Consider the following 14,184-nt stretch of genomic DNA (forward strand, 5'->3'; position numbering starts at 1 on the left):
TCAAGAACGGAACCACTCACTTTATTTTGATCAGTTTGCTGCCCAGCCGGTCGCTTCCCAGATCATAGATAATGACTTTGAGGATCTGCATTGGCGCTTTTGCCGGCACCGATACAGTGAATGGGATTCCCGTCTGCAAATACTGCGAATAGGACTCCTCTCTCAATTTGAGGGCGACGGTTTTCCAAACATCGCCGAGATAATTGCCCGCTTTATCCGCATAGAAGACTGCCACTCGCAGTTCACCCGTATGCAAACCGTTGATGACGGTAAGATCGATGTCCTGAGGCGCCACCGAGAGGTCTACCTTGATTTCGGGGGCCAGAGGATCAATCTGAGCGGCATTGACCTGAAAAGCGAGGTCGTTGATTTCGGCGATGCGGGCGCCGGCTGCTGTGATGCGCCGGTAAGACAGCAGTTCCGCAGCATCCATTGGCGGCATCGAATCGCGGGCATAATAGCCGTGCCGGAAGGCCAGGGTCAGGCCTGGACGGTTGACCTTAACCTCGATGCGCCGATATTTCCCATCCCAGTTTTCATCCTTGGGATAGTACCCGAGCAGGTAGCTCGCGCGGGTGGTCTGATTCAGCCGGTTGAGCGTCGTTTCCACCCGCTGATGAAGGGAGGACTGGCCGCCGGTAAGCTCGGAGATGGTGCGCAGAGTCTGGATGGGAAGGCGCGTCTCCCAGCCGGCGCCGCCGCGTGAGAGACCTCCAGTCTGGAAAGTGTCAATCGCCACGCGCGCATCGTTGGCAAACGCGACGATATTATCGTCGTATTCCGCCCTCGGGAGGAAGATTCCGTTGGGAGTAAAAAAGACCAGGTGCTTTTCGCCGTCCATATAGCGCAGATAATCGATCGCGGTATAGATGTTCTGCAGATCATCCATGGTTGACCCGAAATTCGCTGCATATTCGGAGAACGGGAGGTCGGTGATGGATTGCGCGGCCAGTGTGTCAAACTGCATCATAGCCTGTCGAAGAGCGGCGCCGGGATCCTCTGCCTTTGCCGCCTCGTCAACGACCGCCTTGCGCAGCAGCGTCTCGGTGGCCCGGTCCGCTTCGGTGGTCATTTTCGTCTTGTCCGCCACCTGAGCCGGGCTCGGGTGGCGGGGACGCGACCCACCGGGATCGGCAAAGATCTCATCAATGTATGCCAGACATTCCTTCGGCAGTTCCCTGCTGCCGTAGATTGCGGCAAGACCGCTCATCCGCTGTTCCATCAGCGCCGCAACCCACTCATGCAGTTTCTTGAAGCGCTCGAGGAATTGCGCGATCTTCTCGTGATCGGTGGTGAACTGGGTTGCGCGATTGTAGGCAAACAGCGCCACTCTGTCCTGGGGAAGGAGATCTTCGCGCACGAACCGTATCAAGGCATCAACGCTGTTGAACGGAAGCTGGATCCGGCCATATCCCATCAGGAAGAGGAAAGTGCGCGCACCCTGCGGCGCAAATTCACCGTCGCGAACCAGGGGACGGACCGGTTCCGGCGCGGCCGCAGCGAGTCTTTGAATCACGAAATGCCGGATCTCCTGTGGCTTCCCGTTCTCCAGGAGTTGAAAATCTTCCGCCTTGAGATCCGTGACCGGGCGATCCTTGGCATCGGTCACGATCACGGTTACCGGCACGAGACGGACATGCACGCGTATTAACTGATCCTGAGAGGGATCCTTGCTCTTTGCGGCAGTTTGCGGCGAATGGCCGGGGAGCGCCTGCTGTTGAAAACCGACGCTGGTCAGGAAGCACAGCATGCCGCTCCCAACAAGCAGAAGATGGCAAAGGTACCTCATGGGGTCCTCCTCCTGGGACCGCGGGCGTCACGCCCGCATCGCATCATGCTTCAGCAGGCATGTCTCTCGCCTGATCATCACGGCTGTTCAACGGCCGATTTGCAGCCGAGCGCGGACATCCCGCACGCAAATTCCGCGTTGTTCTTTTCTCTGCCGCCATTGCCAACAGCGGGGCCGCTACACCTGTTCGCGGCGTGAACCGGCTGAATATCCCGGTGGGGAGTGATAGGGTCGGGGGAAATGCGAATTTGAGCACCGCCAGCATCAGCAAGGCATGGCGCAGGGCAGGCGGCCAGCGCCGCCCTGCCCAGACTGCTCCGAGAACGATTGACGCCACGAGCGTCGATTGCAGCGCGGCACTGGCAAGATAGCGGAACCAGATTTCGGCGCTCAGATTGAGGGCATGGATCATGGCGAATCCTTCCGCCGCTGCTTTTCCTTCAATTCAGCGAGCAGGTCTTCAAGTCTGCTGATCTGTTCGGAATCGGGCGGCTTGGTTTCAAACAGCGATGCTACCAAGGACAAGCTGTCGCCGCCAAACACCCGGTTCAACAACCGCTTCATTACATTCCGGTAAATGGCCCCGGCGGCCTGGGTCGGGGCGTAAACGAAGGCCTTGCCGACCTTCCCCTTTTCTTGGTGACCAGCGCCTTGGCCTGGAGCCGCTTGAGCAGATTCACAACCGAGCCGTGAGCCATCGGCCTGTATGGATGCATGGTCTCCCGGATCTCTCTTGCCGTTGCTTGTCCCAAGTGTTTCAGGCAGGCAAGAACCTCGAGCTCCGCTGCAGGTACCTTTTTGTGGGTCATGCCTCAGCCTTTCGATCTGGTAAAGAGCCGCAGGAAGTGAGAGTTGACAACTTTATAGACCTTTGTCTATGTTCCGTCAATAAAAAAAGAGACAGCAGTCTATATTGTCCTCCCGCGTCTCCGGCGCGGCGGGAATACAGGTGGACCAGGGCAGCGTCCGAACGCGCCAACAGCTCCGCGAGCGTGGGCGAGCGGAGCCTTTCGTTCCCTTGGCACGAACTGCAACGCTTGCTCACGCGCGCGGCACCGTCCCTTTGCCTGAACGACTGCCGGATTCTTTTTGCTGATTCGAGTGAACGATCCGCGGACATTCATGCGTAATAAAGATCGATCTTATTGGACGATGATGTGACAGGCATTTATGACCGCTACTCCTACGACACCGAAAAACGGGAAGCGCTGGAAACCTGGGCACGGCGCCTGCACGTCCTTGTTTCTAACTTGCGCGAGGTCAAAACCGAAGCGTAACCGCATTGGCTGTTCGCGCGACGGCGCGAGGCGGGAACCTCAGGCTCGCCCCCGCTATTTCTTTTCGGATTTCGAAAACTTCGGATTGCGGTGCTTAAGGGACCATTTTACGCACTGCGCAACAAACTCCGCGAACGGCTTAATATCCGTGTCGATGCTGGCGCGGTCCAGTGCTTCAAGATAGGAGGTGCGATCCTCGACGCGAATGACTGTCCACGGATAACCTCCCGAAGCCAGCATCACATTCATCAGGAAGCGTGCGATCCGCCCGTTGCCGTCCGCGTAGGGATGGATATAACCAAACAGCCAGTGCCCAAGCACGGCGCGCACGCCGGGTTCCGTTTCCTGTTCGAGCAGGTCGAAGAGCGCGGTCATGGCATCGCCCACGACTTCCCACCGGGGCGGCACATAGCGCGAGCTGCGCAGATAAACGGGATTTTTACGGTATCCGGCCAGCGCACCGGGTTCGATCAGGCCCGCCCTGACGCAAGGCTGAAACAATTCACGATACCACTCCTTGTGCGTGCCGCGCGCAAGCGCGCCGGGATTGTCTCCCGCAATCACTTTCTGTACGGCTGCCTTTACCAGCTGAAATGCCTGCCAGTATCCCCAAGCTGCCAGCGCATCGCGGCTCTTGCGGTCCGCGTCGTCCTTCTCCGGGCTCCAATTTCCTTGCCTGACTTTCTCGATCACATCCGGCGTGACCGAGTAACCTTCGATGGAGAGTGAATGATACGCATCGCTCTTGTAGATCTCGTCGATGTGGCGGAGATAAGCACTCCCATCCTTCGGCAGCCCCGGCGCTTTGGGAAACGTTTCGATGATGCCAGGGCGGGCTGATTCCCAGAGCATCTGGATACGTTTCACGATGGAGGCCACGCCGCCGGCCTGCGCGCCGAAAACCTTTGCCGGCTCGAAGGGATTGTTCTCCCGCACATCGTAGCCGGCACTCTTCATCGCGCCGATTATTTCGTCCGCCAGTTCGGACCGTCCCATTTGCCGGAATGCTCCGGCCAGGCAGCCGGCTTTTACGGAGTGCCCACCGTTCAGCAACAGCCGTAGCAGATCCGCGTCATCGCCGAGATTGGTCAGGACCACTTGCGCCTCGACCGGATTGCGAGCAAGGAATGATTTCGCCACTCTGACCAGCGCCGCCGCCGGCGAGAACAGCTGCAATCCATCCCTTTCCACAAGGTCTGCCGACGCGGGCATCACGGGCACCTTCAAATCGTAAAGCGAAGTGCCAAAGAGAAGCTCGATGGCGTGGTTGGTACCCTTGGGGCTGCACACCACCACCTGCTGCGGGATGACCGTCTTTTCTCCGTGCAACCAAAGCGACTGCTCCGCCGACAGGAACCATTCGCCGCCAAAACGCTCTCGGCAATAACGCGCGCAGAATTCCCAGAATGACGCATACCAGGGCGTGCTGTCGCCTGGCCGTGCGCCTGGGCCGGTGGAGACCAGCCAGCCTTTCATCACCTCCTGCAGGAAACCATTCGCCACCAGACGCTCGCGGTGAATCCGGCTCAAGTCGTCTGACCGGAAAACACGCCTGCCCTTCTCCTGGAGCGCCTTGAGTACATCGAGAGAGTCAGCGAGCTTTTCATTCGGGGCTGCCATGGAGCCTCCCATCCAATTTGGTCAATTACAAGCCTATCATGTTGCATCATTACAAGCAACTTATGCCGTACAACCACAAGCAAAACATGCAGCACCGATACAAGCACATAAAGCTTTTGGCATAACACCAATCAATCCAAGCGCCACCGGCTCGCGGTAGCCGGCCGCAAAAGGGGCCTCAGCGACACCCAACATACCAGAATCGTGCGTACGGCCCCGTCCCCGCATGCCAACGTGTACTTCGTGATCTTTGTGGTCCAGTTTTGTCACGTACTCATGACGCTGCGCTTAGTAAGGCAGGAAAAATGGCACCAGGTTGTCAACCTGTCACCATAATTCCCTGGATCTATTTTCCGAGTGGGAGAAAGGTGCCGTCATTCGCGAATAACCTCAATGTTGTCAGGGCTGTTGTCCCACTCGTGTTGATGAAGATGAATTTGGTGCGGTAGCCGCCGCCGGCGGCGATCTGAGGGAAAATTGCATTGGGCGGCGCGGGACGCAAATAATCGGCGATCGGGAGAGTAGTGTAAAGCATCTCACCTCTGCCGTTGACCAGCGAACGCAGCGCCATAGCCACGAACGGCTGCTGCGATCGTATCTCCATCACTCCCTTGAATTCATTGCCTCGACCGTACGGCCAGCTTAGCCAATCCGTGCCGAATCCCGACCGGTGCCCATTTCCTGCAATTGCAAAGGTTCCGTCCCAGGTTGCCCCTCCGGCCTCACGAACGATTCCATCGGGTTGGTAAGCGGTCGGCGAAATGGTGATGGGCGCTCCCGAAGGATTGGCAATGGCTACGCCGGTATCGTGGCCGTTGGTCCGATCCAGATACAGTCGAACGCAAGTCGAAGGCGCCTGCGAAGGAACGCCGGCCTCGGTTACCAGGATACCGTTTACCGAGTAGCCGAAGAGACCGGATCCGCTGGGAGCCGCCGAGCCTTGATCCGGCTGCACTTGAATCCAGCCTACGGCCACCTTGCTCGGCGCCCCGTCCGTTTGCATGCGATAAATGCCGCCGGGAGGAATGGTGTAGGCAAATGACGATTTTGAAACTCCCTCGCTCTGGACCATCAGCGCTGCGCCGTTATCTCCACGGAACGATATCGAACCTCTCTCTTCCGATGTGCCGGTATTCATCAGAATCACCGCGGTCCGGTAACCGCCTCCGTCGGCGAACTGAGCGAAATAGAGTGGTTCGGAGGAAGGTTTGGCGGTCGGATCGGACGACGGCAAAGTGGTTATCACGACCTCGCCTCGCTGATTGTTGGTGAGGCGAAGCCCAAGGACAGCAACGGGATGGTCGCTGTCGATCTGCAACGAACCAAACTGGTAGCCAGTGGCAAAGTCCGCCGGAAGGACGAGATCGGGTGCCAGGTCCGCAATTTGATCGATCATCTTTGCGGTGTGTGCGTGTGCGGGGAAGGTTCCGTGTCCGCTTGCTACCACGGATCCGTCGCGGCCGCGCAACCGGTAGCTGATTGCCGCCGGCAGATCGTTTGGATTTACGATGGCAAATCCCGTTGAAACATCGACATGATCTTTGAGGGAAGCGCTCGGTCGGTAATCGATGAAGATCTGGCTCGAGAGCGCCGATGGCGTTGCGGGCACTCCTACTTCACTGACGACGAATCCGTTCTGCTCGAACGTGAACAACGCGGAAGCGTACGGGGTCGTTTCCGAAGGGGCGTCCAGGACGGCATAACCGACTCGTGTAGCACCCCCGCTCCCCAGGGTTGAGTAGTCGTTTGCTCCGCCCGGTAGAACCGGCAATTGGATGGAGCTTGAACCGGCCGCCCAGGAGAGCCCGGCGATGAATGCGCTCGACTGGCCACGCAGCCGTTGATAAGTGGCACTTTGCGTTGGAAAATCAGAAGAATAGGTCGTGCCGCATACGTACAGGTTTCCCCCTGGGTCCAAACCGATTCCGGCGCCAAAGTCGGCGTTGCTGCCGCCCAGATAAGTTACGAGCTGAAGTTGTGTGGTGCCCGGATCGAAAACCATGACGAAGGCATCCGAGTCGCCTCCAGAAAAACCCTGAACCGCATTCCTCAACGGCAGGTCGGACGCAGCAGTATCACCCGCCACACAGATTCTGCCCTGGCCATCCAGAATCATGGCTGCTGGATAAACGGGCGCGTTTCCCGATATATTCCAATATTGTTTGGTATTCAAATTGGAATCGAGTAGATAAAGCACGGCGCCTGAATTGCACTCCGCGGAGGCTCCCTCCGGCGCACACTCGCCGCCGACCATCACCGCCAGATCGTCCGCATCGTTGCGGCGCACCAGCCTGATCTCACGAAAACGCGCATTGATCTTCGCCGGCATAGGGCTGCCAGGCGCGTGACCCGACTTATAGGCGGCCGCTCCCCCGACCGAAACCTGGGATTGTAGAGCCGCGGAAACCGGATTTTCCAGAATCAAAGACGAAACGAAGGCGCAATCCACGCCTCCCACGCAGCCAGCCGCAAAATTCTCGGAACTGGTAATGCCGGCGATAAAAAGCTCGCGGGTCTGCGCATCGACGGCTACCGAGGAGATCCGGTCCTCACCGCCGCCCCCCAGGTAGGTCGAATACAATGGACTCAGGTCATTGCTGAAGACGCTCACAAACCCGTCGCTGAGTCCGCCTCCGTAGACCGTCTGGCTGCCTTGAGCCGTCTCGAGATCGATGGAGTTTGTCTTTCCCCAGAGAATTATGTTGCCGCCAGGATCGAGGGTCATTCCGGCCGGTTCGTCCGTACCGCTCCCTCCCCAATAGGTCGATTGGAGAATCCTCGAACCGTCGGCGCTGATCTTTGCCAGAAAGCAGATCTCCTGACCGTGATTCCCAGTCTGGCCGGGTCCCACGATTGGAAAGTCGGATGAAGTGGTTCCGCCGGCGACATAGATGGTCCCGGCCGGATCGATGGCGACCGCCGAGATGTAATCGCTCTGGCTCCCCAGATTGCGACTTATGGACGATAATGTCAAAATTGGGGAAGGATTTGCAAAATGCTGAAGCAAAGTATTACGGTGCTTAAACCCGTTCATTATAACTGGTGGGGTCACCCGGCAAGACAGGAAGAGGTCCATGAGACACACTCGCATCGTCGTCAGCCACTACGGCGGGCCCGAGGAACTTCGGGTAATTGAAGAAGAGTGCCCCGAGCCGAAGAATGGTGAAGTGCGGGTGAGAGTGCTGGCCGCAGGCGTCTCCTTGCCCGACATAATGGCGCGTGAGGGCGTTCATCCCGAAACGCCCCCGGTGCCCTTCACGCCGGGGTGGGATCTGGTTGGCGTGGTGGATCGGCTCGGCGACGGCGTCTCTGGAATCGAACCAGGCCAGATCGTTGCCGCGCTGCCGATCCACGGTGCTTACGCGGAGTTCGTCTGCCTGCCGCAACGTGAACTGGTTCCGGTGCCATCCGGGTTGGACGCCGCCGAGGCAGTCAGTATCGTGCTGAACTACATCACAGCGTACCAGATGCTGCATCGTTCCGCTAAGGTCAGACCGGGCCAGCGCGTGTTGATTCACGGCGCGGCAGGCGGGGTCGGCACGGCACTCTTGCAGCTGGGGCGCCTCGCCGGGCTGGAGATGTACGGTACCTGTTCATCGCGAAGTGCACCGGCCGTTTCCGACCTGGGCGGTATCCCAGTTGATTACCAGCATCAGGACTTCGTAAAAGAAATCCACCGCCTCACGAGCGAGGGCGTGGACGTCGTCTTTGACCCCATCGGTGGTACCCACCTCTGGCATTCCCGCAAGGCTCTCCGTCCTGGCGGGAGGGTGGTGGGCTACGGCCTTCGTTCCTCGCTACGTGGGGAGGGATTGGCTTCAGGTCGTCCAGGTCGTCGTCAACGCTTTCGTGGAACCGCCATCTTCGGGTTGTACATCGCCGGCGGCTGGCTTCTCCCGGGCCGGAAACGGGTGGTCCCCTACAGCATCCAGACGCTCAAACGGCTGAAACCGGAATTCTTTCGACAGGATTTGATCGCCCTGCTTGACCTCCTTAAACAGCAGAAGATCACGCCGCTCATCGCGCAGCGATTTCCGCTTGTCGAGGCAAGACAGGCGCACGAGTTGCTCGGGAAGGGAGGCGTGACAGGCAAGATCGTCCTCGTGTGCAACGGGTCATCGCTTGAAACAGGAGCGGCGTAACAACGGCATCCAGCGCCGGCGCTTCGCGCCGCCGCTGATGCCAAGCGTCAGGCTGCAACGGATACACCGTGATGTTGGGAAAGCGGGGACGATTCGTCGGTTTGGCTGCCGTCAGTGCGGCGGTAGCTCTATGTATCCTTCTTGTTGATCGGCCCCTCGCTTTGTGGCTGGACGCACGGTTTTATGGTACGACCGCGTTCGCCATCGCCACTTTTATCCTCCGGCCTTTGGACGGCCTGCTTCTCGCGGGGGTGTCGCTTCTCGTGGCCGCGGTGGCTTGGCGGCGATTTTACAGCGTGCCGGACTGGGTGAATCGACTCGTAGTCGGTGGGGCCGGCGCTGCAGTCGCGCTATTGGGAGCGCTGGTTCTCAAGGTGGCCATTGGCCGGTCACAGGTATACCCGCCGTTTCTGCAATATCACGTCTACGGTATCCGGCTGTTCGCTGGTTCAAGGAACTGGATGGCATTTCCGTCGGCGACCATGGCGGGAGTTGGCGCGTTCGTCGTCGGCGTCGGAGCCCACCGCAGGTCTCAACGTGCAGCCGCGGCGTTCATTCTGGTCACGTTGGCCGTGGCCCTCGTCGTGACAGGAAGCCACTGGCTCTCGGATATCATCGGCGGCACGTACCTCGGTGTAGTCACTGGCGCCGCAGTTGCTCGGCGCCTTCGCCGAGGTGAGGGGGTTGCAGCCTAACAAGCGCGATTCACAACGTGGGGTGTACGTCTTCAGCGAGAGTGAGACAAGACAGGCTGCCACTTAAGAGAGACTTTGCGCCTTTGCTGATTCGCCAATTTTAGCATTCTCCACTTGTCTTTGGGCAAGTGTTTTCCCCTGTAATCTCCTCCTTATGGGACCCAAAATGATGTGAGAATATTATGGATATCGCGAACTGCAATCTTTCACACCTTCAGCGGCAAAATGGACCGGTAGACCTTGCACTCGCGACAGATTTTCATTTTCTTTTTCCAGCTTCCCTGGGCTGTCCCCTCGCAGATGGTTCCATTGATAAACCAGCATAGATGACCGGCATCGAACTGCCATGCGGGGCAATCCTGCCTGTTCTCCACGGTGCAATTTCGACTGAGCCAGCAAGGTCTGTCCTTTTGGGAAGCGTGGCTTTTCAAAGCAAGAATAAGGAGAACCTGGCGTTCGATATGCACAGGTATTTTCCTCCAACCCTGCTCGAAGCTCTGAATCGCCTTGGAAGAAACGCCCAAAATCTGTGCCATATAGGCTTGGGTTTTCCCCAAATGCCGCCGAATTTCTGCAAACTCCTTCTTCTTCATTCCAGGCTCTTCCTCGTACCGTTTTCGATCCTACTACAACGGGGTACGCGATGAATTCTCACTATCCATCTGGCGTTTGATCCGTTCTGCGCTTGTTTGCATGCCTGCAATTCACAGCCGGTTTCGCCAGCGAGACTTGTTAGTGTCACAATTCTCTTGACATTCAACAGATAACAGCCTACGAGTATACTACCACATTGTAGTAGTCATCAGATCGTAATAAGTTGATATGATGCGATCGAGACCAAAAGCTATTTCCAGCCATAACAGCGGGTTATTTTTTTGGGGACTTCTGTACCGCTGGTTGCCAACAGACAGTCAAATGCGCCCGAACTACCAGTAATGAGGTGTCGAGATGACAATCTGCTCTATCCGCTTCTACTTGCTGAGCGTGTGCCTTACCGCTTCATTCGCCATGCTATCCCTCGGCGGGATGTGGGCACGCGGTGACTCACCTAACGCAACACCGACGGGCACCATCGCTTACGTGCGGGACTGGGAGCAGATTCGCCTGATCAAGCCCGATGGCACGGGCGACCGCGAACTCTGGACTCAGCCGCCGTCCGAATCGCGATATGGCGATGTGCATGAGTTGGCGCTCCGGCCAGACGGCAAGGAGTTGGCCTTCTCCAGCAGTCACGAGAAAGCATTCTCTTACTATGAATCGGACCTGTACGGCATCGGGCTTGATGGCAAGGGACTCCACCGGCTGACGAACTCGCCGTCGCTCAGCGAACTGACAAGCTACCCCAAGTGCAAGGTCGCCGTGACGGTTGCGAACGACTCGACGGACCCGTTGGCCTCGGTGGTCGTGGTGTATGTGGTGGGGGCGAGCAAGCCGGAGTCGGTGATGGTGGCGCACAAAGGTGTCGCGACGGTGACGTTCAACGACGTTGCCGTGATCCCCGGGGCGCTGCAGCCGGTGATGGTGGCGTTCGGCGGGCGCCGATGGCCGGGGCCCCCGCTGCGCCTCGTGGCGGGGCAGACCAACAAAGCCTCGATGACGCTCACGGGCAGGGGCTTCGAGATGATGGGGGCATACCGGCCCGTGTGGAGCCGCGATGGCAAGCAGATCGCCTACCGGTTTGGCCAGTCCGCGAGCGTCTGGCGCGTTTCAGGACAGGGAGAGCCCGGGGCCGGCATCGGCACGCAATTGGGTGGCAAACCGGTGACTCAGGTGGCCGCGTTCGATTGGGGAACTCCGGGCCTGCCTGGCGGCAATCTCCTGTACGCGCACGGATTTGTCATCGACGGCGAGCAAGACAATAGCATTTATCAGACGGACGAGGAGGGCCATAACCCGACTTGCGTGCTGCACTACGACGACTCCAACGAGCACATACAGCAGATCCGCTGGCTTCCAGACGGCTCCGGGTTCGTGTTCCTGCGGATGGAACCCATGACGTCCGGTGACGGCGCCAACCTGTGCCGCTTCGACCTGGCCACAAAGCGCGAGACGCAGCTCACTCACTTCACCCATGAAGCGGTGCGCGACTTCGCGATCTCACCGGACGGCCGCTGGATTGTGTACGAGCGGGGCCAGGAGATCTATAACCCATGGGATAAGACCCGCCCGGCGCTCTGGCTGATTGGCACTGACGGCCGCGGCGAGCACCTGCTCATGGAGAGCGGGGAGATGCCGGCCTGGGGCCGTCCATAAACGCGTGTTCCAGAACTAACCGGAGGTTTCTCAACCCCCAGTACCACTAACCCAAACCAAAACCATACTCAGATGGCATGCGTCCATAGCCGGTTTAAAGGCCCTGGCCTCCGGCTTTTGCCGGTGGTCGCGATGCGAGCCGAAATGATCTTATTACCTGCCAGATATACAAATAAGGATGGTGCATAATCTAGAGTGTACTCATTACTCGAAAGAGTTTCCGAACAAGAGCGCGTGCTGGATCTTGGCGCCGGCCCTGGAAGTTTTCATTATGCTGGTTTCCCATTTGTCATAGCAGGGGTTGATAACGATCCGGCTAATTTTGGATCTGCACGCTCGTCGGATCGGGTGTTGCGCCTCTGCGCGACAAGCTCCTGTCTGCCCTTCCGCGATAACGGCTTTGCGCTGGTCATCTGCTATCATTCCCTGGAGCATTTTTCGAGTGTTTCAGACACTCTGGATGAGATCAGCCGCATTCTTAAGCCTCACGGAAACGTGTATATTTCGGTCCCGGACGGAGCGGGGTTCACTGACCGTTTGTATCGTTTTCTTTTGGCTGGCGGTGGCCACGTCAGTAGGTTCCAGCGCGAAAGCCTAGTCGCCGAAGTTGAGCAACGCACAGGTACCCATCTTGTCGAATGGACAAAACTGTACACGTCGCTCAATTTCATTGCGAGGCGCCATTTTGTTCTCCGTCCGCATGGGCTGGCCGTGCCGCCGATCCCACGGCGTATTCGATGGCTGGGCCGCGTTCCTGAGGCGATGTTTGTAGCTGCGCGGTTTTTGCTCAACATCTGTGTGAGGTGGATGGATAGAATGCTTGGGACGCATTACTCCATATATGGATGGACTCTGGTATTCGGCCGAAACCCTTCAATTATCCGCGAAGTGCCGGGCTTTCTTAACGTTTGCAGCCATTGCGGTGCCGGTCACCCTGGCTCAATCCTGGCAGTTAAATGGTTCTTCTATCGATGCCCTACTTGTAAAAGTCGGAATCCCTATTTTAAGCCCACACACGAGACGATGTGAGAATCTGGCGCAATAAGAACAACGGGGAATCAGGCGGAGCATGGGATTCCTTTAGTAAGTCACTCGTTGATAAGTTGGCTGGAGCAGAATCAGGGTCCGCGATGAGGTCACTTTCAAAATCCTCTGTTAAGGAACAGGCATACTTACGGTTTAGCGGGATCCTGCAAGCGCCCTATGTTTGCTTATTTGAGAATCGATAGTTGTTCCTTTGCAAAAGCAACGGCCCGAACAGCGGCCGCGACCAGTTCTGCGTTGGCTATCGGATCGGTTCGTACTTTCTCCAGGTTTTCAATGCCACTATTGATCAGGGCGACGCCGCCGGCCTTGTCACCGAGGCGTCCGGCTGCAACGCCTGCCAGCACTGTGGCTTCGCCAGAATAGAACCGGTAGCCCAGCTTGGCAAGCTGACTGGAGTCCCGGCCCCTATCCATAAAGATCTCGTAGCAGGCGGCCGCCTCACGTAGGTGAGCCAGAGCTGTGGGATTATCTCCGAGGCGCATTTCTGCAGAGCCTAGCTCAAAAAACGCCTCACCACACCCAATGGCGTAAGGGCTGGCGTCGTACCTTTTTTCACAAGATCTCTTCTCAAAATCCAAGCGAATCTTGAAGGCCAGAACCGCTTCTTTATAGTCACGCTTCATAAAATATGCGTGGCCACGTTCAGCGGCAATCGATGGTTGACGGCTAGCAAGAAATGCATGTTTCTGGGTCAGTTCCCAGGCATTATCCAGAAGGGCTAGAGCTTTTGAAATTTCGGCATCGTTGATTAGTCCTTGCGCCTCCTTGATCAACCGATCGCATTCCTTCTCCAACTGGAGCACCATGGGAACATTTTGAAGCGGGGGGCGTCTAAAATTGTCAGACAATCAAGAGGGCTTTGTCGTCCTCAGTCATGAATGCAGTTCTTGATCGAAACCGAAAACGGATCAATATGCGATACCGAATCTTCGTGGTGATCGTTTTCTGCTTCTGCATTTTGGCGCTGATGTTGGCGCGCTACGACTCATCTCTCAGAGCTGCGTCAACAGGAGTCTCCGGTCCTGCCATCCGCGCCGATTACCTTGGGCTGACAGTCGCGCAATTACAAATGAAAGTATCGGAGCTTGAGAGGCGGGTCGCAGAACTGGAAAGAGCCAACAGGCCCAGATTCGAACCAGTCAGATAGGCTAATTTCAATGTCGGAATTTCTGCTGAGCGTTCCGATCTCCCTATCTTGGCCAGGATTTTGTCCGGTTAGCGGACTAGAACGAAGCCGCTGTGCGGCGGACTTGGTGCCAATAGTCTGATTGGCGGCAATAACGCCGAAACATAGTAAGGTTGGGTCACAAGGAGGGGCTTGTGACTCGACTACGAAAGATGATGCTGGAGGAACTCCAGCG

Annotated in this window: 11 protein-coding genes; 4 read left to right on the forward strand and 7 right to left on the reverse strand. The window is 57.5% G+C overall.

Annotated elements, in window-relative coordinates; translation table 11 throughout:
* Positions 1–16: 16 nt before the first annotated feature.
* From LAP85_26045 to LAP85_26065, 5 genes are all read right to left on the reverse strand, one after another.
* Complete coding sequence (locus tag LAP85_26045) at positions 17–1,789, reverse strand: VWA domain-containing protein (GenBank protein ID MBZ5499875.1); 1,773 nt, start codon at positions 1,787–1,789, stop codon at positions 17–19.
* 43 nt (positions 1,790–1,832) lie between these two features.
* Positions 1,833–2,201: a hypothetical protein gene (locus LAP85_26050; protein MBZ5499876.1), complete on the reverse strand. Its 369-nt coding sequence runs from the start codon at positions 2,199–2,201 to the stop codon at positions 1,833–1,835.
* Positions 2,198–2,614 (reverse strand): BlaI/MecI/CopY family transcriptional regulator, encoded by a 417-nt coding sequence (locus LAP85_26055; protein MBZ5499877.1) that lies wholly within the window; start codon positions 2,612–2,614, stop codon positions 2,198–2,200. The genes LAP85_26050 and LAP85_26055 overlap by 4 nt, the downstream gene beginning before the upstream one ends.
* Positions 2,615–3,120: 506 nt before the next feature.
* Positions 3,121–4,686: a Fic family protein gene (locus tag LAP85_26060; GenBank protein ID MBZ5499878.1), complete on the reverse strand. Its 1,566-nt coding sequence runs from the start codon at positions 4,684–4,686 to the stop codon at positions 3,121–3,123.
* A 346-nt stretch (positions 4,687–5,032) separates the two neighbouring features.
* Positions 5,033–7,660, reverse strand: coding sequence for an SBBP repeat-containing protein (locus LAP85_26065; GenBank protein ID MBZ5499879.1), 2,628 nt, complete (start codon positions 7,658–7,660; stop codon positions 5,033–5,035).
* Between the two features lie 100 nt (positions 7,661–7,760).
* Between LAP85_26065 and LAP85_26070 the strand changes: the two genes are divergently transcribed.
* Positions 7,761–8,828, forward strand: a complete 1,068-nt coding sequence (locus tag LAP85_26070) for a medium chain dehydrogenase/reductase family protein (protein MBZ5499880.1) — start codon at positions 7,761–7,763, stop codon at positions 8,826–8,828.
* A gap of 71 nt (positions 8,829–8,899) precedes the next feature.
* Positions 8,900–9,523: a hypothetical protein gene (locus LAP85_26075; protein ID MBZ5499881.1), complete on the forward strand. Its 624-nt coding sequence runs from the start codon at positions 8,900–8,902 to the stop codon at positions 9,521–9,523.
* 206 nt (positions 9,524–9,729) lie between these two features.
* Here the strand turns inward: LAP85_26075 and LAP85_26080 are convergent, their stop codons facing one another.
* Positions 9,730–10,116 carry a transcriptional regulator gene (locus LAP85_26080; GenBank protein ID MBZ5499882.1) on the reverse strand — a complete coding sequence of 129 codons (387 nt, stop codon included), beginning with the start codon at positions 10,114–10,116 and terminating at the stop codon, positions 9,730–9,732.
* A 355-nt stretch (positions 10,117–10,471) separates the two neighbouring features.
* Between LAP85_26080 and LAP85_26085 the strand changes: the two genes are divergently transcribed.
* Together LAP85_26085 and LAP85_26090 are read left to right on the forward strand one after the other, a co-directional pair.
* Positions 10,472–11,776: a hypothetical protein gene (locus LAP85_26085; GenBank protein ID MBZ5499883.1), complete on the forward strand. Its 1,305-nt coding sequence runs from the start codon at positions 10,472–10,474 to the stop codon at positions 11,774–11,776.
* Positions 11,777–11,971: 195 nt separating this feature from the next.
* Positions 11,972–12,805 (forward strand): class I SAM-dependent methyltransferase, encoded by an 834-nt coding sequence (locus LAP85_26090; protein ID MBZ5499884.1) that lies wholly within the window; start codon positions 11,972–11,974, stop codon positions 12,803–12,805.
* Between the two features lie 182 nt (positions 12,806–12,987).
* Here LAP85_26090 and LAP85_26095 read toward each other — a convergent pair whose 3' ends face one another.
* The gene (locus LAP85_26095) at positions 12,988–13,629 is read right to left on the reverse strand and encodes a hypothetical protein (GenBank protein ID MBZ5499885.1); all 642 of its coding nucleotides are present in this window, start codon (positions 13,627–13,629) and stop codon (positions 12,988–12,990) included.
* Positions 13,630–14,184 lie beyond the last annotated feature (555 nt).

The sequence above is a fragment of the Terriglobia bacterium genome, from assembly GCA_020072565.1.
Taxonomy (GTDB): domain Bacteria; phylum Acidobacteriota; class UBA6911; order UBA6911; family UBA6911; genus JAFNAG01.

Bases quoted from the DNA above. Each gene is read 5' to 3' on its own strand.
- LAP85_26085 (MBZ5499883.1), top strand. From the start codon at position 10,472: ATGACAATCTGCTCTATCCGCTTCTACTTGCTGAGCGTGTGCCTTACC.
- LAP85_26095 (MBZ5499885.1), bottom strand. From the start codon at position 13,629: ATGGTGCTCCAGTTGGAGAAGGAATGCGATCGGTTGATCAAGGAGGCG.
- LAP85_26060 (MBZ5499878.1), bottom strand. From the start codon at position 4,686: ATGGCAGCCCCGAATGAAAAGCTCGCTGACTCTCTCGATGTACTCAAG.
- LAP85_26075 (MBZ5499881.1), top strand. From the start codon at position 8,900: ATGTTGGGAAAGCGGGGACGATTCGTCGGTTTGGCTGCCGTCAGTGCG.
- LAP85_26050 (MBZ5499876.1), bottom strand. From the start codon at position 2,201: ATGATCCATGCCCTCAATCTGAGCGCCGAAATCTGGTTCCGCTATCTT.
- LAP85_26045 (MBZ5499875.1), bottom strand. From the start codon at position 1,789: ATGAGGTACCTTTGCCATCTTCTGCTTGTTGGGAGCGGCATGCTGTGC.
- LAP85_26070 (MBZ5499880.1), top strand. From the start codon at position 7,761: ATGAGACACACTCGCATCGTCGTCAGCCACTACGGCGGGCCCGAGGAA.
- LAP85_26080 (MBZ5499882.1), bottom strand. From the start codon at position 10,116: ATGAAGAAGAAGGAGTTTGCAGAAATTCGGCGGCATTTGGGGAAAACC.